Origin of the sequence: Wolbachia endosymbiont (group A) of Cydia amplana, assembly GCF_964028495.1 — a bacterium.
Taxonomy (GTDB): Bacteria; Pseudomonadota; Alphaproteobacteria; order Rickettsiales; family Anaplasmataceae; genus Wolbachia; species Wolbachia pipientis.
In genome coordinates this window covers 102,478-123,697 of sequence record NZ_OZ034792.1, presented here as the reverse complement: position 1 = coordinate 123,697, position 21,220 = coordinate 102,478, and the positions used below count along the sequence as shown (strand labels likewise).

Below are 21,220 nucleotides of genomic sequence, written 5' to 3'. Positions count from 1 at the left end.
TTTGTGAACGTGATTATGTCGAAGACAGTTAAACTAATTTTGTGTTTAATAATACCAATAATAGGATTTATTTTTTATATTAAGGATCATTATTTTCACACCGGCTATGTAGAAGAAAATGTTGAAGTCAATTTTGAACCATTTTTCAGTTCACAACCAGCCACCGTTTCAGAATTAACTGACTTCGATAGAGGAGTGTTGAAAGTTTGTGGAGATTGGGGAGCACATCCAGATAAAGAAGATTTCAAAATTTTACTTAGTTGTCCGCAGCATCAAGAAGTAGTGAAAGGAATATATAAGTGATTACGCCAGATGCGGATTTGGAGTTACTTAAAGATGAACTGGCTAACATTTGGTTTACAAATAGTGAAAGTGAAAAAGAAACTATAGGGTTTGGACATATTTTTTGTGGTGAGCCAAACGATAAACTAGGTGGTATGCATTTTGTAGGTAGATATGTTGAAGCTCAAGAAGATAAATGGGCAGGTGCAATTTGGAATGATAAGTCCCTATGCAATAAATCAGATATTAAGCCGCCAGTTTATACATTTGGAATGAAATATTTAGGTAAGGATGGGGAAGTGAAAGTTAAATGCCCAAATGGATACGCATATAACCTTCATGCCGATAATTTCTGCAACTAAGGCGTTTAAGGAATTAGGAAAAGATGGAATGTGTCTATATGAAATGGAAGATGACGATTATCAATCAGTGTTTGTAAGAAAGAATGATGCTATACTCACGTTCTATCCTGACTTAACACCAAAATGTGATGATAAGAGTACTTATTGTAGTTGCGGTAAATCTTAATTTCAAAACCAATAGGGTAAACAAATGATAAAAATGCTATAGGGTGTAGCAAATCCAAATGAGTTAAAATTTTGATTAAAGGGTTTTGTGAATAATAATGAAGAAGGGCATTATTCGTCTAATAAAAGCAATTCAATACTCTTGTGAAGGAATAAAATCAGCTTTTATATCAGAAATTGCGTTCAGACAGGAGTTACTGCTTTTTATAGTATGTGTCTCAATTTTGTTTGTTTTGGATGTAAGTAATCTAGAACGTGCAGTAATGATAAGCAGCCTATTCCTGGTGTTAATTGTGGAAATTGTTAACACTGCTTTTGAAACGACAATTGAGCGTATTTCCAGTGAACAACACATACTTTCAAAAAAGGTGAAAGATCTAGGTAGTGCAGCAGTTTTTCTTTCATTAATTAACTTCCTGATAACATGGATGATAATATTGATAGGTTAATACGAATGTTATTAAGATATGTTGTCAAACTCACCAATTAAAGTTTTTATATCTTGCGGTAAATCAGAGACAAATTCCATGTATCCCTTACTTTTGGGGTGATATAAGCCCAGTGTATAAGCATGTAGTGCTTGTCTATTGAAATTACGAATAAAACTAGAGTTTTTAGCATATTTTGTGCTTTTACTACTATTTTTTCCATAAACTTGATCACCAACTATGGAATGTCCTATGTGGCTCATGTGGACTCGAATTTGGTGTGTTCTGCCTGTCTCTAAAGTGCATTTAACGAGGCTTACTTGTCCTATAACTTTTTGCACTAAATAGTGAGTGATTGCTAATTTGCCTGTGATTTTTGTTACACACATCATTTCTTTATTACCGCGTTTGGGAGCAATGTTAGTTTTTATCGTGCCTTGCTGAGAAGATAATGTTCCCCAAACTACTGCTAAGTATTCCCGCTTTATTTTGCGATTCGATAACAATTCAGACAAAAAACTATGGGCTGCTTCATTTTTTGCAATTACCATTAGCCCACTAGTATCTTTATCGAGTCTATGAACAATTCCTGGTCTTACATTAAGGTGAGCGATAACTGCGTTCAAAAGCGTATCATTGTTTGTCCCACCACCTGGGTGCACTGTTAATCCACTTTGTTTACTCAGAACTATAATATCCTCATCTTCATAGACGATATCAAGTTTTATGTCATAATTAGGCTCAATTGATGTGGATATGTCAGGTTGAACGAGATGTACTATATACTCTTCACCTGGTTTTACTATGTGATCATTATTAATTATCGGTATGCCAAGTAATTTCACCTGCTCATTTTGTATCAATCTTTGAGCTTTACTGCGTGATATGTTGCATTTTTCAGCTATATAGGTGTCTAACCTTAATTTCTCTTTATCATTATTAACACTTAAGGTTATTATTGAGTGATCTATAGTGATTTACCCCGCGCCATTTCCCATGCTGCTTGAACATTTGGGTCTGTAAACATTGTTGCACTAGACTCAATTTGCAGATCACCTTGTTTTTTAATATGGCAAATTGTTTGAGAGCCATCTTTCCAGTAGATTGTAACTTTATTATCAAAATCTCGTAATGTTGCCTCAACCTTTTTTTCTTTATTATCTTTTTCTTCCAGCTTAATAGATTCTAATAAATAATATAGAAAGTCACTTGGTTTGCCGTTGATTTTTTCTTTCCATTCATCTGTTTTTTCTTGTTCAGATTTTTTTTGCTCTAACTTTTCCTTCTTTTGCTGCAGCTTATTTTGTTCTGCTTCCAGCTCTAACTTTCTAACTGTGTCACGTAGTTCTTTGACTTTATTTTCTAATACTAATAATTTATTAGTATTATTTCCATTGTTAGCTTCTAAATCAGGCGTACTTGGTTGAGCTTGCTTCTTTTTTATTTCTTCTAATTCATTCCTTACTACGTTTAATTGCTTCTTCAATTCCGTTTTTTCCTTCTCTGTATCCTCTTTTAACTTTTTTAGCATGCTAAGGAACTCGTTATTATTAGACTGCGTAGTTGATTGAAGCCAGCCTACAAAGCGGCTTGGTTCAAATCGTTCAATTTTATCTTCAGCAATTTTAATAGCATTCTCTAACCTAGAAAAAGTACCTTCAATATCTAGTGAATGTGCTTTTTTTGTCAATTCTTTAGTGTTATTTAAAACTTCTGAAATTTCTGCATGTAGCCAATCTAAATCTTTTTTGATGTCTTCTCTGATTTTTTTTAGGTGATCAAGCGTTTCTTTAATGTTAATATTTGCAGGCTTTAAAAGACTATTATCAAGTAAATCGCAAGCTTTTTTAAGGTTACTGTCAAATGAGTTGCAAAGCGGACTAAGTAGTTTTTTCATTAGAGATATTAGTTCATTTTCCCTTTTACCAAGCTTATTTTCTACTACTGATACAATCATGCCCTTTCCAGACCAGTATGGAAATAGAAGACCTAAAGAACTGTGTTTTCTAATAGTATGATTTTCATGATCCACGCTATTACTTATTAGATTGCTAAGTGTTGATATGATGCATAAAAGAATAGCGACTAATAAAGCTATTAATATTATTGGAGCATTAATGGATTGTGATATTGCTGAAACTACTATAATAGTACCAAATACATATGATCCAGTAAACAAGAGAATCCTATTTCTATTTTCTGCTTCTATATCTTCTAGTATTTCTCTCTGCGTCTTAGAAATTGGTAAAACTATTGAAAGCTTTTCCCCCTTTTTATCTAAATTTGTTACAATTTCAATTTTTTCGGCTTCTTGAACAATCTGGCTGTACTGTTCATCAACTTGATAGTTTCCTACTTTTTTATCTATCTCATTCTCTTTTATTTTTTGTGTATTTATAAAGTTTATAACAGCAGTAAATAAGAGAACTATAAGAGGAATAAAGGCAAGAGGTGCTGGCGTGAACGCAAACCCAGCAATACTTACTGTAACAGGCTGAATAGAAAAGGCAGTAAATGCTATAAGAGTAGCAATGGTACTTGCTATCGATATAGTACCAGAATACTTTCTTATAGAGCTCAAAATTCTACTGGGCTGGTCAGAAAGTTTTCTAAATCCTAAAAAATCAAAATAGTCTTTGAAAGGATCTTGAGTGTCTGTAACCATAACATTTTTCTAGTTTAAACTTATTTAGGTATACATTAACCAAACCTTAAAATCAAGTTTCTTAATTTTTCAACATGTGCCAAGGCCTATTGGAGCGCACTGTATTAATCTTTACGTAACGATTTGTTAACCAAACAGAATGTGTGCCATACGTTTCTAGATCAGCATGTTTAATAATTTTAGCGTTGCAAGCTGAATAGTCAAACTCACTTAATTGAATTGTTAAATCAACTTTATCACAATTTTCTGAAATATCTTCTTTTTTATAAGCTAGCAGCACTAATTTATTATTTCCTTTATTATATATGCAGCCATACTTTAGTCTTTTATCTGGATTGCTATATTTTGTATGATTCAAAATTTGGTTCTGTCCGTTTTGCTTTGCCCACGTTTTGATAACAAAATTTCTGCTTTTTCTAGTGAGAGAATATAGTAAGTTATCACTCTCCTTTGCAGCAACATTATCAGCATTTATTAGGATGTCGGGGGTTTTATATGCAGCGCTAAAGCAAATACCTAGTACAATAAAAAAAAATCCCAAAAAACGCCAATTTCTTTCCCACAAGCACAGCCACAATAACCCAAATGTTATTATAATAATTGATGAGGCAGGAAAAGTACGAATGGGAATAACCAAATACTGAAGACTAGCGATAGCGTTTGTTATATACAAAATGCTGTCAATTGGGCGCTCTATAAGTGGCGCTATAATCCACTCAATACCCAAAGGAATCAAAAAAACATAGATTATTCCAAGTGGAATAATAATTAATGTAACTATCGGTATAGCAACTAAATTTGTGATAATGCTACTAATTGAAAAATAATTAAAATTATATATCGTATACGGAACAGTTGCTAAACTTGCTATTACTGAGCTGATCATTATCGACACAAAATATTTCATTATTTTTATTTTGAATAATTTGTTGGCATTGATCTGATAACTGGCAACCAGTGCCAAAACAGCAGAAAATGACATCTGAAAGCCAGGCTTTAAAATTGCTTCTGGTTCTACTGAGAGTATCACTGAAGCAGCAAACGCAATTGCTATTAACCCTCGATATTTTCTCTCTATCATTATTGCAACGAGTACTAAAATCACCATGATGTAGGCACGCTGAGCAGAAATTTCCATACCGGTAATCAACAAATAAAACGTGGTTGGCAAGATAGTAAGGAATGCAGATATTTTCTTGGTGTTATACTTAAGAGTCAAAGTTTCAGATATTGCGAATAAATTACGAAACACTACAAAAAACAGACCAGCAACGAATGATAAATGCAAACCAGATATGGCAAACAAATGTGCTATACCTGAATCTCGTATCGCGTCCATAGTTTTTTGATCTATGCCATCTTTTTTACCGATCAGTAATGCAGAGATTATATCCGCATGTGGTTTCTTGATATTTTGCTGCAGGTTTTCATAAATGTATTGACGGAAAGATTCTATATATTCTTGAAATTTCCTTGCTTCAGCCTTTTTGTGCAGGGCTATTTTGCTTGTTGCAAAGCCTGTTGCACTTATTTTCTGGTAATATGCTATTCTTGCAAAATCGTATGCATACTCCGAGGGCGCAATCTTTAGAGGGAAGAGTTTTGCTGATAATTTTACTTGATCGCCTATTTTAATGCCTTTTTCCACTTTGGTTCTAACTGATATTCTGATGTTATCTAGAGCTCTATCCGGTGTCATTCCAGCGCGTGACGCTGGAATCCATATCTTTTTTTTCTGGATCCCAGTATCAAGTACTGGGATGACAAAAGGGGGCGCTGGGATGACAGGAGAGGATTTTGAGATAGTAGGGGATTTTTCAACAGAAAGCAGAAATTGTTTATATGAGCCCCTGTCGTTAATATCCTTCACTGTGGCAACGATATCTTTTACATATCTCTCTTTATCAAGAATTTGAGTATCAACTAAAGCTGTTCTTAATTTACTAGCTGTAAATCCTATGAGCACTGCAATTAAAGCGATACACAATATCGCGTACCTTTTATACAATATTGCAATCAAAATTAGTGTGGGTAAAAGCAAAAGAAAAATAGATATGCAGCTTGGTTCAAAACTTAGGGAAAAATAGGTTAGAATTCCTACACACTGAAAAACAGGAAACCACAGTATCAAGTTATATTGTTCATTGCGCAGATTGTTACGTATATAACTAACTATTATGTCAAGAAAAGTTAATAAGTGTGTCGATATTTGCATGTGGTGAAATTTTATTTTTCTTTTTTCATTATTTGTATATATAATAACTAAATAAGCAACGACGCGGGATGGAGCAGCTCGGTAGCTCGTCAGGCTCATAACCTGAAGGTCGTAGGTTCAAATCCTACTCCCGCAACCATTTTTAAGGATATAGTTGTTCCACTTTCCAATCGCTTCCCTCAACAAGAGTGTATCTAAATCTAATATGCTTCCTATATTCACCTTCTTGCCAAAATTCAATTACTTTTGGGATTACGCAAAATCCCACCCAAAAATCAGGACGAGGGACCTTTTGATCATAAAATTCTTTATTCTTCAATTCAATAGCTTGCTCAAAATCTTGCCAATCTTTCAGAATGCTCGATTGTTTTGAGCACCATGCGCTAATTTGACTATCACGTGCTCGAGAAGAGAAGTATTTGTCAGTTCTTTCATCGTTTAGAAGTTTAACCTCTCCTTCAATTCTTACCTGCCTAGAAAATTCTATCCAGTGAAACACTAACGCAGCTTTGGGGTTCTCAGTCAATTCTTTCCCTTTTTTACTGTTTACGTTAGTGAAAAACACAAAACCTTCTTTGCTATATTCCTTTAGTAATACCACTCTTGCAGATGGAATACAGTCTTTGCTACAAGTTGCTAGCGTCATTGCAGTTGGTTGTTCACACGGAGAATTAAGTACTGCTTTGTACCACTTTGAAAACAAATCAAATGGATCTTTTTCAAGTGAAAATATCATATCAAAAAATAAAATCTTAATTCTGGCACGCGTTGCAAAAATAAGTGCTACGGCCATTTTGTCGTATAAGTGTTATGATATTATTGCAAATCTTGCAAGGTTTTTGAACTTTACCATATACGTAAAAGTTATTTTGAAAGTATCCAGCAGATCCAGATGGCTGTGCATAATCTTTCAGTGTTGAACCGCCTGCAGCAATTGCATCACTCAGAGTATTTTTTATTTCAGCAGCAAGTTTTTCGCACTCTCTATAGGTCAAGTTTTTTGCTGACCTGAGTGGTGATATACAGGCTCTAAACAAGCTCTCAGAAGCATATATGTTGCCTACGCCAACTATTGATTTATTGTCCATTAACGCTGATTTGATATTCACTTTTTTGTTTTTCAGCAACTCCTGTAAATAGTCTCCACTGAATTCATCCGTGAGGGGCTCTATTCCAAAATCGCTAAAAAAATCCGTTTCTTGTTCTTTATTTAAAACGATAACTAATCCAAATCTTCTTGGGTCATTAAAAATTATTGAAGTATTGTCAGAAAATAAAAATACCACGTGATCATGCTTATTCCGCATTTGATCGTGGTCAGCATATATAAGCTTTCCGCTCATGCCAAGATGTATGATTACAGCCACACTACCATCTGTATTCCAGATGGTATACTTACCTCTACGCTTGATGTTGCGTATGACTTTGCCCTTTAGCATATCATCAATATTTTTTGTTATTGGGGCACGTAAATTCCAATTATTCACTATAACATTACTGATTTGCTTGTTTTTAATTTTATCAAGCAAAAAATTAGAGATTACTTCCACTTCCGGTAGTTCTGGCATGATACCTCCTTCAAAACTTAAGTTTCTGATGGTAATTTTGTCGTTCTCAAATACATTCGAGTATTCTGCGGTGCTTTCTCCTAAAAATTCCTCACCACAAACGAGTTTTGAAAGGGTTCTCTGTCTACTCTGTTGCTGCTTTTTTCTTTTCAAAATATTTTGCTTTAAAGCTTTCGCTAATCTTTTTTTCTCCTCTTCTTTTTCCTTATTCTTTTTTGTGTTATTCATTATCATAATATATAAACTTGCCGTTGTAGCTCAGGTGGTAGAGTACGTCATTGGTAATGACGAGGTCCCAAGTTCGAGTCTTGGTAACGGCACACTGATTATACTTATAATATTGCATAACTTGTAAGCAAGGCTTAGAAGAAAGTTACAGAGGTAAGTTGTCATGCTTTTTCCATATCCTTTCTACCTTCTTGTTTTTGAGTAGCTCTAATGCTTTACAAAAGTGATACCTTGTTTTACTTGGCACTATAATGTCATCAATGTATCCATATGATGCAGCAAAAAATGGGTTAGCAAATTTTTCTTTATATTCTTTAATTAACGTTTGCTGATCTTTTTCGTGTCGAAATATAATCTCAACTGCACTTTCAGGGCCCATCACAGCTATTTCAGCAGTTGGCCAGGCATAATTTATATCACCTTTTAGATGTTTCGAATTCATAACAATGTATGCACCACCATACGCTTTTCTAGTGATAAGGCTAATTTTCGGCACGGTCGCTTCAGCGTAAGCGTAAAGCAGTTTCGCTCCGTGTTGTATTATATTATTGTATTCTTGATTTGTACCCGGCAAAAATCCTGGAACATCAATAAGTGTGATGATCGGAATGTTAAATGCGTCACAAAACCTTACAAACCTCGCAGCTTTTCTTGAAGAATCAATATCCAAACATCCTGCAAGGTGCATAGGTTGATTTGCAACAATACCGACAGTATTTCCTCCAATTCTACCAAAACCAGTTATGATATTACGAGCAAAATCAGGTTTCAGTTCAAAGAAATTCCTTTCATCACAAACTTTTTCAATGAGTTCATACATATCATAAGGAGTATTAGGATTGGTAGGAATTAGAGTGTTTAAGGATTCATCAATGTCGTCAACATCATTACAGATTGGTGCAGATTTTGGTGATTCTTGATTATTTGCTGGTAAGAAAGTAAAGAATTCACGCATTTTTAGCAGCATTTCAACATCATTATTGAATGCAAAATCCGCTACTCCTGTTTTGCTTGTATGAATTTTTGCTCCACCGAGGTCTTCGAAACTTACATCTTCGTAGGTAACCTTTTTTACTACATCTGGCCCGGTTATAAACATATATGAACTGTTTTTCACCATGAAAGTAAAGTCAGTTAATGCTGGGGAATAAACTGCACCTCCTGCACATGGGCCCATAATTAAAGAAATTTGTGGTATAACACCCGATGCATTTACGTTTCTTTGAAAAATTTCTCCATAACCAGCAAGAGAATTTACTCCTTCCTGAATTCTGGCTCCACCAGAATCATTTAGTCCGATAATTGGAACTCTGGCATTAATTGCCATATCCATAATTTTGCATATTTTTTTTGCATGTGACGCACCAAGTGAACCACCAAAGACAGTAAAATCCTGAGAATAAACAAAAACTTTTCTGCCATAAATAGTACCATGACCAATCACTACCCCATCACCTAAAAAATTAGCATTTTGCATGCCAAAATCATTTGCATGATGTTTTACGAATTTATCGTATTCTGCAAAAGAACTTTCATCGAGCAATATACTGAGCCTTTCTCTAGCAGTTAATTTCCCTTTTTCATGTTGTTTGGTAATCCTGTCAGAACCGCCTCCTTTTTCAGCTTCTAGTGCTTTGGTTTTTAGATTTTCTAGTATTTTAAAGTCTTGCATACAATAAAGTAGTTTTCAAATTAGTTGTAGACTTTATTAAGTTTACAAACCCTACTAACTATACACATACACTATTGCTATATGCAACAATGTATGTATGATAATTGTTAATGCTCTGGTGATTCATGGTCACTACTTTGAAAATGTTGCGATGTGTCAACACTTTTCATATTAGAAAGAGGTGGACTAACTGCACTGCTTTTTGTTTGTGCAAAACTTTTAGCAGCTTCAACAACCTTGCTTATACGAGGTTCTTTTTCTAGCTCTTTTAGGTACTTTGAGAAGATTTCACAACTTTTGTCATCCATATGTACCATTATTTTACCAAAACTTTCAGCTTTTTCAGAAGATAAAATCATTTCGATCTTTTCATCGCCTACCCTAAAGGTCATTTTTACTTTGCCTTGCATATCATGATATTGCCAGCTTTTTATTCAGATTAGATTATCTCCTTCTCCTATTCGCAATGCACCATATTCTAAGTCCTTAAATTCCGGGGAGTTCATAAATTTTGCAGGAGTGATCACACTTTTTTCTGGACACTGTACATAATAAAATTTATTATCTCTTTCTACTACAATTTCTTTTTTTTTGTCATTTTCAATACTATCACTTACAATTTGTTTTAGACGTGACAAATATTCGCCGCGTTCTTTCAGTATATCTTCTGGCAATAATCTCCGAACTTCTTGGCTCACATCAGTGCCTGTTGAAACTAGATTAAACATTTCTAACATAAGAGGCCGTAGTTTTTCTTTTCCAGTCTCAGTAACATTTTTATCTTGCTCCATGAGGTGGTATAAGATCAGTATCGAATAATCTATTATTGATGACTTTTTTCTCCTTGGAATACATCAACACTAAACATGACCTTGTGCTTTTTTGCATCGTCTATAGATTTTTGAAGTCTCTTTGCTATGTTTTCGATAGCTTCATCATTAGGTAAGTGTTCAGGCAATGGCGTCAACTTAAGGAAAAATATCAGCGATAGTGTATAAAATTTCTCTCTAAATTTTTTATCATTAAATTATCCAAAGAGTGCAAGGGACAGCACTTTTGTTTCTGTTTTATTTCAACAAAGAAGTCTAAAATGTGTCCTTTTTAGGTGAAATATGCAAAAAGGAAAAAACCTTATTCTACAAATTAAAAATATAATATACTCGAAAACTTTTCAGAAAATCCATTGTGTTGAGTTTTACACGAACAAGAAAACTTCCTTTTTCGACAGTATTTTCTATGATTTTAAAGTTAGTTAAAAAAAGTTTGGGAATAGAATGTGAACTTATGGAGCCATTGACATGTACCCTCAAAGCAAGCTTTTTCTAAAGCAAGGTATAAGATTTGCCATACAGGCTTTCAAGAATTTAAGCATCCAAACAGCCTATCAGGATGAACCTGAGTTGGAGAGGCTATAGACTTATTGCAGCAGATGGTTCTGGTATGAGATTACCCAGCTCTGGGGAAATTGTATCCGAGTTTGAACCAAATGGAACAACAGGCACCATTGGCAATTTGTTTGTTGATTTGTGTACTTCGCTAATTTGTAGTGCTCGTCTTGCAGCTTGGAATATAGGTGAACAAACGTTGGCGGCAGAGCAATTACCCGAAGTTATCACTCAAATGCGTTTATTAAATCAAGAGAAATTATTATTTATCTATGATCGTCTTCAGTAAAATTCATTCAGCAGCATTATGATTTGGAAGTAGATTTTATTTTTCGCTTGCAAAAAAGAAATTATAGTAAGCTATGGGAACGCTGGCGAATTAGATTTTGATTTTATATTAGAAAATGAAAAGCTAAAAAATAAAATGAAAGGACAGAAAGTAAGAGTTATAGTGCTGACATTAGCCAACTGAGAAACAGAGTTTTTGACCGAGACTTTGGAGCAAAGCTTATGTGTTAAGGTGGCACATAGAGGAGTGCTATAAACGACTCAAAGTAGGAGCAGAGTTAGAGAATTTTTCTGGAGAGGCTGTATTACAAGAATTTTGGGCAAACTTGGTCATGTGCAATATATTATCGCTTCATATATGTGATGCACAAGGGCCTTGGAACCCAGATCAAATTACTGAGTATCGTTTAAATTTTTCAGTTTTATTTGGTGTAATGAGGCAGAAACTCTATCAGGTACTTATTGCGCCAAAAAACTTTCAAGCCCTTTTTAAGTATACGCGCTAAAGTTAAAATCCGACCGGGACAGCCGCAATAAAGTAGATAAGCCTAAACGCCATCATGTCTTTAGGAGAGTTTGCTAATGAAAGTTCTTAAGTTGACGCCATTGGCTGAACGGATACGGAATGACACCATCCTTTTTTCTGGATTCCAGACTGGAATGACACCTCTGGACACTTCCGTCGTAAAGGAACCAGTGTCAGCTACTCGGATGACACCTTTTTTCTACTTAGTTTGGGTTATGCAAGAAGTCTAATGAAGTGAAAATAAATTTATTTACCAAAATAGAGTTGCCTTGGTCTACAGATCTTAGTTTCTTTATCATTTATCATTTCATACCACTGAGTAACCCAACCAGTGGTTCTTGCAAGTGCAAAAATAGGCGTGAACATATTTGAGGGGATATCAATAGCATTCATTATTATACCTGAGTAAAAATCAACATTTGGATATAACTTACGCACGATAAAATATTCATCCTTTAAAGCTATTTCTTCAAGTTTTTTTGCAATTTTAAGCAGTTCATTATTTTGTTCTAGTTTACTTAGAACCTCATGGCAAGCGCCTTTCAATATACGCGCGCGCGGATCATAATTTTTATAAACACGATGTCCAAATCCCATCAATTTAAATGGATCTTTATCATCTTTAGCTTTTTCGATGAATTTATCTATATCTCCACTTTGCTCTATCTCTTTTAGCATATTTATAACTGCCTCATTAGCTCCACCATGTGCTGGTCCCCAAAGTGTAGCAACTCCTGCAGAGAGGCTTGCAAACAGATTAGAACCAGCCGATCCCACCAATCTGACAGCCGCCGTAGAAGCATTCTGTTCATGATCAGCATGGAGAGTAAATATTTTATCCAGAGCTTTTGCAAAAAGGGCGCTTTTATCATTATCAACAGCATCGCCAAATATCATCTTTAAGAAATTTTCACTGTAACTTAATTCATTGTTAGCATTTATGAATTCCTGATTGTTGATATGCCTATAAATCATTGCAATAATTGTGGAAACTTGCGCTATTGGAGAAATTCCAAAATCTAGGTCTTCACCATTGACATTGTTGCCATGCTTTTCATGATAAGATGCTGACAAACTTGCAAAACATGCAACTAAGATTGACATAGGGTGAGCAGTTTTTGGAAATGCTTTAATTACATTTGTAACTTGCTCTGATACTTTGGATGATTCTTGTATTTTGAGAAGAAATTTTTTGTGTTGCTCTGAACTGGGTAATTCACCATAGAGCAATAAATAAATCACAGCAGTAAAATTATTATTCTCTGCCAAATCAGCTATATTATGTCCCCTATATCTAAGAACTCCTTCATCTCCATCAATGAATGTAATTGTAGAAGAGCATGAAGCTGTAGAAACAAACCCTGGATCGTAAGTGAATAATCCTGTCATCTTATATAAATCCTTGATATTTAACACATCAGGACCTGTTGTTCCGCTTAATACAGGTAGCTCGATTTTTAATCCATTACTTAGTTCTAATAGCACTTTTTTATCCATCACTTAAGCTACTTAAATTTTATACAGAATATACAAACTGAGGAGTATATATTAATACAGTTAACTTTACATTAACCGTATTAAGCGGTCATCAATGCTTTTACTTTTGCATTTAAGCGACTTATTTTACGCGCAGCAGTATTCCTATGAATAACACCTTTATTCACACACTTGTGTAAATTAGATTCAGCATTCCGAAATGCCAGAACAACATTTTCTTTGTCGCCAGACTTGATTATATCAACCAATTTTCTAATAGAGGTGCGAGTTTTACTTTTCCGCATCTTATTTATTAAAGTGCGCTTTGCTATTACCTTTATCATTTTTTTAGCACTCTTATGATTTGCCATATATTAATACCTAAAATACTGTACTTTTCTTTTAATTATAAAGTTTTTTTGTTAATTTGCAATATCAGTTTTTCCTATGGTTAATCTACTGCTTCTCTCTTCAATAATTTTTTCTAAACTTTGCAAGAATTCATTTTTGTTTAACCCAGGATATATTGGGGGCAATATTTCTATTACTGCCTTTCCGGGATTCTTTCTCAGAGAAAGTATGCTTTTTGGCCAAAACAAACCAGTGTTTAAAGCAACCGGTAACACAGGAACAGATAATACGCTATATAAAGCAGCAATACCTGGTTGATATTTTATATTTTGGTTTATAGTTGTTCTTGTACCTTCAGGAAATATTATTATGCTTCTATTTTCTTTTATACGCATTTTTGCTAGTTTGATTATATGGCGTATAGAACTGATACCATCTGAACGGTTAATAAAAATCATTTTCAGCGCTATAAGATGCAAACCAATGAATGGAATCCATTTCAATTCACGTTTTAAAATAAAAACCGCTTTTCTAAATAGTAGTATAAAAATAAATGTTTCAAATGGAGATTGGTGTTTAGATGCAATGATAAAAGGTTGCTTAGGGATGTTTTCCATTCCCCTCACTTCATATTTAATGCCACATAATAAACGCAGCATGAATAATACAACTCTCACCGAACAGACGAGGAAAATGGTTATTACACACTCAGAAAAGAAAATTACAGGGAGAGTAATGAAAGTATAGAATACCTCCCATAATATAAGAAAGAAATTAAACAATAAACTTGAAATCACAAACTCACATAAATTTATTTAAATTTAACTTTATTACAAATTAAAAACAATAAATTTAATTATTGATCATCTGAGTAATAGGATGCGAATCAGCTAATTTGTCCTTTAACTTTTCGTTAGCAATATGAGTATATATTTGTGTTGTAGAAAGGTTAGTATGGCCAAGAACTTTCTGTATCAACACAATATTTGCTCCGCTATTTAGTAGATGGGTAGCAAAAGAATGCCTAATCACGTGTGGAGAGATCTTATTTTCATCAATATTGCATTTTCTTGCCAACTCCTTCATTAATTGACCGAGCCTCTGCCTTGTAATTGGTTTATTAGGTTTATCACCTGGGAATAGCCAATCGGATTCCTTTTCTTTAGAGATCAGATTATCACGAACTGATAAATAATTTCTAAGGCTCTGCAATGCTTGTTCATTAAAAAGAATTTGCCTCTCTCTACCACTTTTTCCTTTTATTATTATATAGCATTCTTTGTTATTACTGTTTATTAAATGTGACACTTCACATAATTTCATACTAATTAGTTCAGAAATACGCATTCCAGAAGAGTAAAGGATATCTAAAATCGCACATAGCCTTTTACTGCTTATCTCTTTATTCGATTCGCTTGCTGATTTTCTCACTGTGTCCATTAGCAAAAATATTTCTTCGACACTTAAATACTTAGGCAAAGGACGAGAAACTTTTGGATTCTTTAATTCAGCATCATTAGCCGGCGCTGGATTAAAATCTATTATTCCGTCATTAAATAGACACTTGTAAAAATTTTTCATAGCGGATATTTTTCTTGATATAGAGCTACTTTTATATTTTTTTTGTGTACATAAAGATTTCGCATAATCTTTAATATTGGTTTTGTTTACACCAACCAAGGTAGTGCCGCTTTCCAATAAAAATTCTTCAAACTGGTGTAAATCCGAACGATAACTTTCCAGAGTATTTTGTGCAGCGAACCTCTCTGAAGCTAAAGCATCTATGTAATATGTTATGTAAAGATTTTCTTTTTTATTTTGCGACTGTTTATTTTTCATTATCAGTTCCTATATTTATTTCTTTGGCTATAATTTGATTAGAAGTGTTCCCTGTGTTTCTTATGAGAAAATATGAGACAAATAAAGCATTTATCAATAGAGTGAACATCACAAATTTTTGCTTTAACCTTTTTCTTAAATTTAATCTTACTCTTATCATAGTTAAATTATAACGTTAAATCTATAAAAAACACCTTATAAAGTGAGCTCTACTATAAATATAGAATACTTCTTAGCTGTATCTATCTATATTTATTATAACATAACATTGATTATAATTCTAACATGGACAGATAGAGATTCCAATTACGTTAGTGTTATGGGTGTTAATAAATTTTTAATATACACCTTTACAAAAGAAGAAATCAAATGGCATCTTTTTTTAATAAAGTGCTAATAAAAGGAACGGTCACATTTGACCCTATAGATTCATTATCTATCTTTTCTATAATTTTATCAATGCTATAGAAAGAACGTTCTATTCTTGCTAAAATATAATTAATCACTTTTAAATCAATTTTTAACTGTTTATCTGAAAATCGTTTTATTAGCATAATTCTTAATAATTCCTCGCTTGCAGGCAAAATTTTTACGCTGATAGTTGATAATATTCGAGAACTTAAATCTCTTAGTTTGAAGTTAAGCTTTTTTGGTGAAATTGAAGAAGTGATTAGCAGCCTCTTGTCGTTTTCTTTCATGTAATTGTAACAATGTAATAACATTGCTTCATCTTTAATGTTTTGTACGTCTTCTAAAATAAAAGCATCGCTATACCTAATCTCGCTTACGAAGTTATTCACATTGATAAAGATTGCATCGTTTATTGATTGCCAAATATGAGCAAGATGAGTTTTACCGGAGCTTTTAGGTCCAAAAAGAATCAGACATTTCCAAGATAAATCATTAACTACCGAATTATATACGTGCTTATTTTCATCTAAGATGATGTAATTTTGCCGGCTATAATCAGCTTGATTGTTGTTAAATAAATTTAATTGCACGTTGAACCTCTTACGTAACCTCTTTCTGGTAGTAATTTTTGCGCAGAAATTTACTTACGCTCCTCAAATGTGTCAGGTATTCTGGGCTCATTTCTCCTCTTACCATAAATTGATTATGCAAAAGGTCTGTTAGCCGTTTTTATAAAGCTCACTTTTAAAATATTTATTGATTGCATATTCTACTGATACATTGAACATTGCTATTATTGGAATAAAAAGTAATATACCTGTAAATCCAAAATATGAAGCGCATATAGTAATTCCCAGAATAATTACAGTTGGATGTATATGAACTTTTTTTCCTATTAATAAAGGAACTAATATATTTGAATCTATTAATTGTCCAACACCAAATAATAGCAAAACGGCAGCACTTTCAAACCATCCACTAAATTGAGTGATAGCGCTCAAAAACCCAATAATGGTATATAATAATGGCCCTACGTAAGGTATGAACGTTAACATTCCTGATAAAATTCCAATAACAATAGAGTGTTCCAATCCGATTATGCTCAGGCTCACAGAGTAAAAGACCATCATGACAATACATACATTTACCTGCCCCTTTAGATAATTAGATATAATGAAATCCACTTTGGAAAAATAATCTGCAATTTTTCCTCTGTAAGGAATAGGGATTAATTTATTAGCTTTTTCTATAATTAAAGGCCAATCACGTAATATGTAGAAAAACACTACAGGAGTAATCACCATTAATGATACCGTGTTAAAGCTTGAACTTAACACTTGGATTATAAAGTTACTAGCAATATCAAGAGCATTCATGAAATAAGATACATAGTTGCTGTAATTTTCTGCTAGATTTTTAGATAAGTGATCAAATAAGCTATCCTCGATTTTTATATTAAGAAATTCTAATACAGAGGGGATTACTTTAAGCTTTAATGAAGGCACTTTACTCACTAAGAAATTTAATATTGAAGTAATTTGAACATATATAATAGGTAAAACAAATGTTATGACTAGTATAAAAGCTATTAATAAAATAAGTATTATAAAAATTACAGAACATGAACGCGGTATTCTATACTTTTCAAACTTAACTACTAGCGGATTAAACAAATATGCAATAATAATAGATATTAAACATGGAAAAATCATAGGACGCATCAGGAATAACATCCCTATTATAAAAAGCAGTATGAAACAAATAGTTATATGACGTTTTTGCATGTGTTTAGCATAGCTAATTTACTGAAAAATATGCAATTTATTTTTCCTATGTTGAAAGTATTTTACGATTTGTAATACTATCGTTTTTTACTAAAATTTAGTTGTTTAATCCGCAGGCAAAGATAGATTTTGAGCTCTCTAAATATCTCTTTTGCTATTATAATTATGCTAGTTAATAGGGGAAGTAACTTTTATATGATGTCAGAAATTTTATTTTTCGGAAAGAATCTTGGATAGAGAGGAAAGCTTCTACAAAAAGAAATATGTGCGCTAAGAAATACAAAATAGCAGCATTAATAGTTGCAGCGGGAGTAGGCAGTAGATGCAATTCTACGATTCCTAAGCAATATATAAAACTGGCAGGTAAATCTGTTTTATTTCATACAATTAAAAGATTTCTGGCTAACCAATATATAGATTACATAAGAATAGCAATTAATAGAGACCATGAAAGTTTCTATGAGAAAGCTATATCACTAATTACAGACACTAAATTACTAAGCCCTGTATACGGAGGAGAAAACAGGCAAAGTTCAGTTAAACTAGGGCTTGAAAGCTTACAAAAAGTTAACCCAGATTTTGTAGTTATACACGATGCTTGTAGGCCTTTTGTGTCAGATGTTCTGATAGATAACTTGGTTGAATCTATGATTGATGATCAATATACAGGAGTAGTTCCAGCAATAGAAGTTGAAGACACTATGTCATTGGTGAGTAATAGTTTTATTGAATCTACGATTTCAAGAGGAAAGCTCAGAGCCATACAAACCCCTCAAATTTTTAATTTCAAAGAATTATTATCATGCCATCAATCAGTCAAAGAATTTACTGACGATTCATCACTAATGGTAGAGCACAAAAAACATGTTGCGATTATTAAAGGTGAGAAAAGCAATTTTAAGTTAACCACAAAAGAGGATATCAATATGGCAAAGCTTCTTTTTGAAGAGCCAAAATTTCGTGTCGGAGCCGGTTATGATATACATAAGTTCATTAAAGTTCAAAACGGTGCTGAAAGCTTTATAAAAATTTGCGGTGTGAAAATTGAACACAACATGGCAATAGAAGCGCACTCTGATGGTGATGTTGCAATACATGCAATCGTTGATGCAATACTCGGAGCACTGGGATATGGCGACATAGGAGAGCACTTTCCTCCTAGTTCCTCTGAATGGAAAGATTGCAATTCATCTCACTTCCTTGACTTTGCTGCTAAAAAAGCAAAAGAAAAAGGGTACAGCGTATCTAATTTAGATATTACTATAGTTTGTGAAGAGCCTAAAATATCGCCTTACAAAGTAGAAATGAAGAAATTCATATCAAAAGCATTAGAAATTGATGATGAATTTGTAAATATCAAAGCAACCACTGCAGAAAAATTAGGTTCTCTTGGAAGAAATGAAGGAATAGCTGTACATGCTTCTGTGTTATTGCATACAAACTTTTATTGGAAATAGAAACGAAAAACTTCCTTGACAAACTCCGCCAGCCCCCTTATCATGAAACTGAAGCTATTTATTTATCTTCTCTGTACAGATTAAATGACAAAAAAACTCACGTATCTGGCGTCTCATGTTTAATTTTTTGCACTATGTGCACCTTATGTCTTTATCAAATTTCTGGGTTTTTACCTACACAAGCTGAAATACGCTTATAAAGCATTTAAAACATTAAAAAACGCCAACTTAAAAAATGGATAGTGAATAATTAGCTACCCTAGGGTTTCTTTTGCCTTTTTTTCTGTTTAGTAAATTTCTTAACGTTTATAATTTAGATTAGTTGCAGCTTAAAAGCAGCTAAATCGCGGTTATTAAGTGTTTAGAATAAAAAAACGCCATACTTGAAAGTATAATGTAAGTAATTAGCCAACCACGGGGCTTCTTTTGTCTTTTTTTTCGTTTGGTAAATTTTTTAATGTTTGTGGCTAAACGACAACCGTCATCCCGCTGCTTGTTAGCGGGATCTAGAGATACCGCGGCGGCATGACGTAGGACTGCTGTCATTCAAGTAGCTGACGCTGGAATCCAGCCTTGCTGTAATCTCATCAAGAACGTTGTGTTTTAACATAAGATCAGCCACTTTTATGCTTACCAACTTAATAAAATTCCTGGATCCAAGTAGTCAGGCTACTCGGATGACACCTTCATAAAGTGAAATGAGATCCCGCTAACAAGCAGCGGGATGACGAGAAAGGGGCTACTCGGATGACACCCTCATAAAGTAAAATGAGATCCCGCTAACAAGCAGCGGAATGACGGGAAAAGAGGTGCTGGGATGACACCTTCACAAAGTGAAATGAGATCCCGCTAACAAGCAGCGGGATGACGGGAAAAGAGGTGCTAGAATGACACCGTTTACTATGTAACATCTCATCATATCACAATGTTCGTACAGTTGTGGCGGTATAACGTAGAAAAACTGTTAACTTAAATCTATATTGACATGTCCCATTTTACGCTTATCTCTAACCTCTTTTTTCCCGTATATGGTTAAACTAGCTTTTTCGTTGCTCAAATACTTATGAGAATCATATATATCATTACCTATTATATTTTTCGTCATACAAGGAAAGCGTAATACTACTTCCTGCATAGGTAGCCCGCATATTATCCTAACCAGCTGTTCAAATTGACTAACGTTACATGCATCCAAGCTCCAGTGGCAAGAATTGTGAGGTCTGGGAGCTAGTTCATTAACTAACAATTCGTTATCTTTAGTAACAAAAAATTCAATAGCCAGAATTCCTATTACATCAAGCGCATTTGCTATTTTCTTTGCAGCTCGTTGTACCTCTTGAGTTAATTTGCTATCTATTTTAGCTGGCACTGTTGAAGTATCAAGTATTCCATCAACGTGGTAATTTTCTGCTATAGGAAAAAAAGCTACTTTACCGTTTTTATCTCTTGCAACGACTATTGAAACCTCTTTCAGTAAATCAACACTTGCTTCAAGAATGTACTCTGTATTCCAATCAAAGGAAGCAAATTGCTTCACTTCAGAATCATTCTCAAGCACATATTGCCCTTTTCCATCATAACCCATTTCTGTTGTTTTCAGCCTTGTTGGATAGCCAAAAGCTCTACTGCTTTCCAGTAGCTCATTATAATTTTGTATACTTTTGTATTCAGCAGTTTTTATACTCAAGCTTCTAATGAAATCTTTCTCTCTAAGCCTATTTTGCGCAATGTGTAACGCTTTTTTACCCGGATAAAAATTTACATCGATATTAATTGCACTACATGGAATATTTTCAGACTCAATAGTGACCAAATCCACACTCTGTGCAAAAGATTCAAGCGCTTTCTTATCAGAGAAATCTGCTATTGTGAAATCATCAGCAACAGAGCAAGCCGGATCGTCTTTAGCACTGGCAAAAACATGTGTTTTTTGTCCAAGTTTTGTTGCAGCGATAGCAGTCATTTTACCTAATTGTCCACCACCTATTATTCCTATTACTTTTTTGCTAAGCGCATCTGGTTCATTCATACTATAAATTGATATTTCCTAATTAGAGTATACTTGAAAAATCTATGAAAAAAGTATATAATTAGGATACTATCTTTTTATCATGAATA

General features: G+C 33.7%; 22 protein-coding genes, 2 tRNA genes and 1 pseudogene. 8 read left to right on the top strand and 17 right to left on the bottom strand.

The features are described 5' to 3' along the window. Positions 1–15 precede the first annotated feature (15 nt). The 4 genes from ABWU40_RS00640 (at position 16) to ABWU40_RS00625 (ending at position 1,258) form a co-directional block, all read left to right on the top strand. Positions 16–303, top strand: coding sequence for a hypothetical protein (locus ABWU40_RS00640; protein ID WP_012673373.1), 288 nt, complete (start codon positions 16–18; stop codon positions 301–303). Beyond that, the gene (locus tag ABWU40_RS00635) at positions 300–644 is read left to right on the top strand and encodes an EndoU domain-containing protein (protein ID WP_227738569.1); all 345 of its coding nucleotides are present in this window, start codon (positions 300–302) and stop codon (positions 642–644) included. The genes ABWU40_RS00640 and ABWU40_RS00635 overlap by 4 nt, the downstream gene beginning before the upstream one ends. Beyond that, entirely contained in the window at positions 622–810 is a 189-nt protein-coding gene (locus ABWU40_RS00630) for a hypothetical protein (RefSeq protein WP_041573545.1), read from the top strand. The genes ABWU40_RS00635 and ABWU40_RS00630 overlap by 23 nt, the downstream gene beginning before the upstream one ends. Positions 811–907: 97 nt before the next feature. Then, entirely contained in the window at positions 908–1,258 is a 351-nt protein-coding gene (locus ABWU40_RS00625; protein ID WP_007549043.1) for a diacylglycerol kinase, read from the top strand. 11 nt (positions 1,259–1,269) lie between these two features. On the opposite strand, the gene ABWU40_RS00620 is transcribed toward ABWU40_RS00625, so the two are convergent. The 3 genes from ABWU40_RS00620 to ABWU40_RS00610 all read right to left on the bottom strand — a co-directional run bounded on the left by ABWU40_RS00620 (position 1,270) and on the right by ABWU40_RS00610 (position 6,117). After that, entirely contained in the window at positions 1,270–2,214 is a 945-nt protein-coding gene (locus tag ABWU40_RS00620) for an RluA family pseudouridine synthase (protein ID WP_353279417.1), read from the bottom strand. After that, the gene (locus ABWU40_RS00615; protein ID WP_141456661.1) at positions 2,205–3,902 is read right to left on the bottom strand and encodes a hypothetical protein; all 1,698 of its coding nucleotides are present in this window, start codon (positions 3,900–3,902) and stop codon (positions 2,205–2,207) included. Before ABWU40_RS00615 ends, ABWU40_RS00620 begins: the two co-directional genes overlap by 10 nt. Before the next feature lie 61 nt (positions 3,903–3,963). Continuing rightward, a complete protein-coding gene (locus ABWU40_RS00610; protein ID WP_353279195.1) occupies positions 3,964–6,117 on the bottom strand; it encodes a ComEC/Rec2 family competence protein in 2,154 nt (717 codons plus the stop codon). Positions 6,118–6,179: 62 nt separating this feature from the next. Between ABWU40_RS00610 and ABWU40_RS00605 the strand changes: the two genes are divergently transcribed. Next, positions 6,180–6,256, top strand: a tRNA-Met gene (locus ABWU40_RS00605). A 3-nt stretch (positions 6,257–6,259) separates the two neighbouring features. Here the strand turns inward: ABWU40_RS00605 and pdxH are convergent. Continuing rightward, positions 6,260–6,853 (bottom strand): pyridoxamine 5'-phosphate oxidase, encoded by a 594-nt coding sequence (pdxH, locus tag ABWU40_RS00600; RefSeq protein WP_015589412.1) that lies wholly within the window; start codon positions 6,851–6,853, stop codon positions 6,260–6,262. Between the two features lie 16 nt (positions 6,854–6,869). Then, the gene (gene mutM, locus ABWU40_RS00595; RefSeq protein ID WP_015589411.1) at positions 6,870–7,685 is read right to left on the bottom strand and encodes a bifunctional DNA-formamidopyrimidine glycosylase/DNA-(apurinic or apyrimidinic site) lyase; all 816 of its coding nucleotides are present in this window, start codon (positions 7,683–7,685) and stop codon (positions 6,870–6,872) included. A 247-nt stretch (positions 7,686–7,932) separates the two neighbouring features. Here mutM and ABWU40_RS00590 point away from each other — a divergent pair. Continuing rightward, positions 7,933–8,005 (top strand) — tRNA-Thr (locus tag ABWU40_RS00590). 53 nt (positions 8,006–8,058) lie between these two features. Here the strand turns inward: ABWU40_RS00590 and ABWU40_RS00585 are convergent. The 4 genes from ABWU40_RS00585 to ABWU40_RS00570 all read right to left on the bottom strand — a co-directional run bounded on the left by ABWU40_RS00585 (position 8,059) and on the right by ABWU40_RS00570 (position 10,543). Next, the gene (locus tag ABWU40_RS00585; RefSeq protein ID WP_015589410.1) at positions 8,059–9,585 is read right to left on the bottom strand and encodes an acyl-CoA carboxylase subunit beta; all 1,527 of its coding nucleotides are present in this window, start codon (positions 9,583–9,585) and stop codon (positions 8,059–8,061) included. A 107-nt stretch (positions 9,586–9,692) separates the two neighbouring features. Next, positions 9,693–9,995, bottom strand: coding sequence for a hypothetical protein (locus tag ABWU40_RS00580; protein WP_231115838.1), 303 nt, complete (start codon positions 9,993–9,995; stop codon positions 9,693–9,695). Between the two features lie 24 nt (positions 9,996–10,019). Beyond that, a complete protein-coding gene (locus tag ABWU40_RS00575) occupies positions 10,020–10,376 on the bottom strand; it encodes a hypothetical protein (RefSeq protein ID WP_227738564.1) in 357 nt (118 codons plus the stop codon). Between the two features lie 32 nt (positions 10,377–10,408). Continuing rightward, on the bottom strand, positions 10,409–10,543 hold the full coding sequence (locus ABWU40_RS00570) for a hypothetical protein (RefSeq protein WP_255324782.1): 135 nt from the start codon (positions 10,541–10,543) through the stop codon (positions 10,409–10,411). 154 nt (positions 10,544–10,697) lie between these two features. Here ABWU40_RS00570 and ABWU40_RS00565 point away from each other — a divergent pair. Continuing rightward, positions 10,698–11,841: pseudogene (locus tag ABWU40_RS00565) on the top strand (transposase). A gap of 189 nt (positions 11,842–12,030) precedes the next feature. On the opposite strand, the gene ABWU40_RS00560 reads toward ABWU40_RS00565, so the two are convergent. From ABWU40_RS00560 to ABWU40_RS00530, 7 genes are all read right to left on the bottom strand, one after another. Next, entirely contained in the window at positions 12,031–13,281 is a 1,251-nt protein-coding gene (locus ABWU40_RS00560; protein ID WP_141457306.1) for a citrate synthase, read from the bottom strand. Positions 13,282–13,361: 80 nt separating this feature from the next. Continuing rightward, positions 13,362–13,631 (bottom strand): 30S ribosomal protein S20, encoded by a 270-nt coding sequence (gene rpsT / locus ABWU40_RS00555; RefSeq protein ID WP_012673338.1) that lies wholly within the window; start codon positions 13,629–13,631, stop codon positions 13,362–13,364. Between the two features lie 51 nt (positions 13,632–13,682). Continuing rightward, positions 13,683–14,408 (bottom strand): lysophospholipid acyltransferase family protein, encoded by a 726-nt coding sequence (locus ABWU40_RS00550; RefSeq protein ID WP_010963063.1) that lies wholly within the window; start codon positions 14,406–14,408, stop codon positions 13,683–13,685. Positions 14,409–14,463: 55 nt separating this feature from the next. Then, positions 14,464–15,450 carry a tyrosine recombinase gene (locus tag ABWU40_RS00545; RefSeq protein ID WP_353279194.1) on the bottom strand — a complete coding sequence of 329 codons (987 nt, stop codon included), beginning with the start codon at positions 15,448–15,450 and terminating at the stop codon, positions 14,464–14,466. Then, positions 15,440–15,610 carry a hypothetical protein gene (locus ABWU40_RS00540; protein WP_007549057.1) on the bottom strand — a complete coding sequence of 57 codons (171 nt, stop codon included), beginning with the start codon at positions 15,608–15,610 and terminating at the stop codon, positions 15,440–15,442. The genes ABWU40_RS00545 and ABWU40_RS00540 overlap by 11 nt, the downstream gene beginning before the upstream one ends. 205 nt (positions 15,611–15,815) lie before the next feature. Next, positions 15,816–16,451 carry a DnaA ATPase domain-containing protein gene (locus ABWU40_RS00535; protein WP_006280257.1) on the bottom strand — a complete coding sequence of 212 codons (636 nt, stop codon included), beginning with the start codon at positions 16,449–16,451 and terminating at the stop codon, positions 15,816–15,818. Between the two features lie 129 nt (positions 16,452–16,580). Next, positions 16,581–17,645 (bottom strand): AI-2E family transporter, encoded by a 1,065-nt coding sequence (locus tag ABWU40_RS00530; protein WP_141456664.1) that lies wholly within the window; start codon positions 17,643–17,645, stop codon positions 16,581–16,583. A gap of 263 nt (positions 17,646–17,908) precedes the next feature. On the opposite strand from ABWU40_RS00530, the gene ispD reads away from it, so the two are divergent. Further along, the gene (gene ispD / locus ABWU40_RS00525; protein ID WP_353279193.1) at positions 17,909–19,102 is read left to right on the top strand and encodes a 2-C-methyl-D-erythritol 4-phosphate cytidylyltransferase; all 1,194 of its coding nucleotides are present in this window, start codon (positions 17,909–17,911) and stop codon (positions 19,100–19,102) included. A 964-nt stretch (positions 19,103–20,066) separates the two neighbouring features. Here the strand turns inward: ispD and ABWU40_RS00520 are convergent. Beyond that, positions 20,067–21,131 (bottom strand): 5-(carboxyamino)imidazole ribonucleotide synthase, encoded by a 1,065-nt coding sequence (locus ABWU40_RS00520; RefSeq protein ID WP_141456665.1) that lies wholly within the window; start codon positions 21,129–21,131, stop codon positions 20,067–20,069. Positions 21,132–21,220 lie beyond the last annotated feature (89 nt).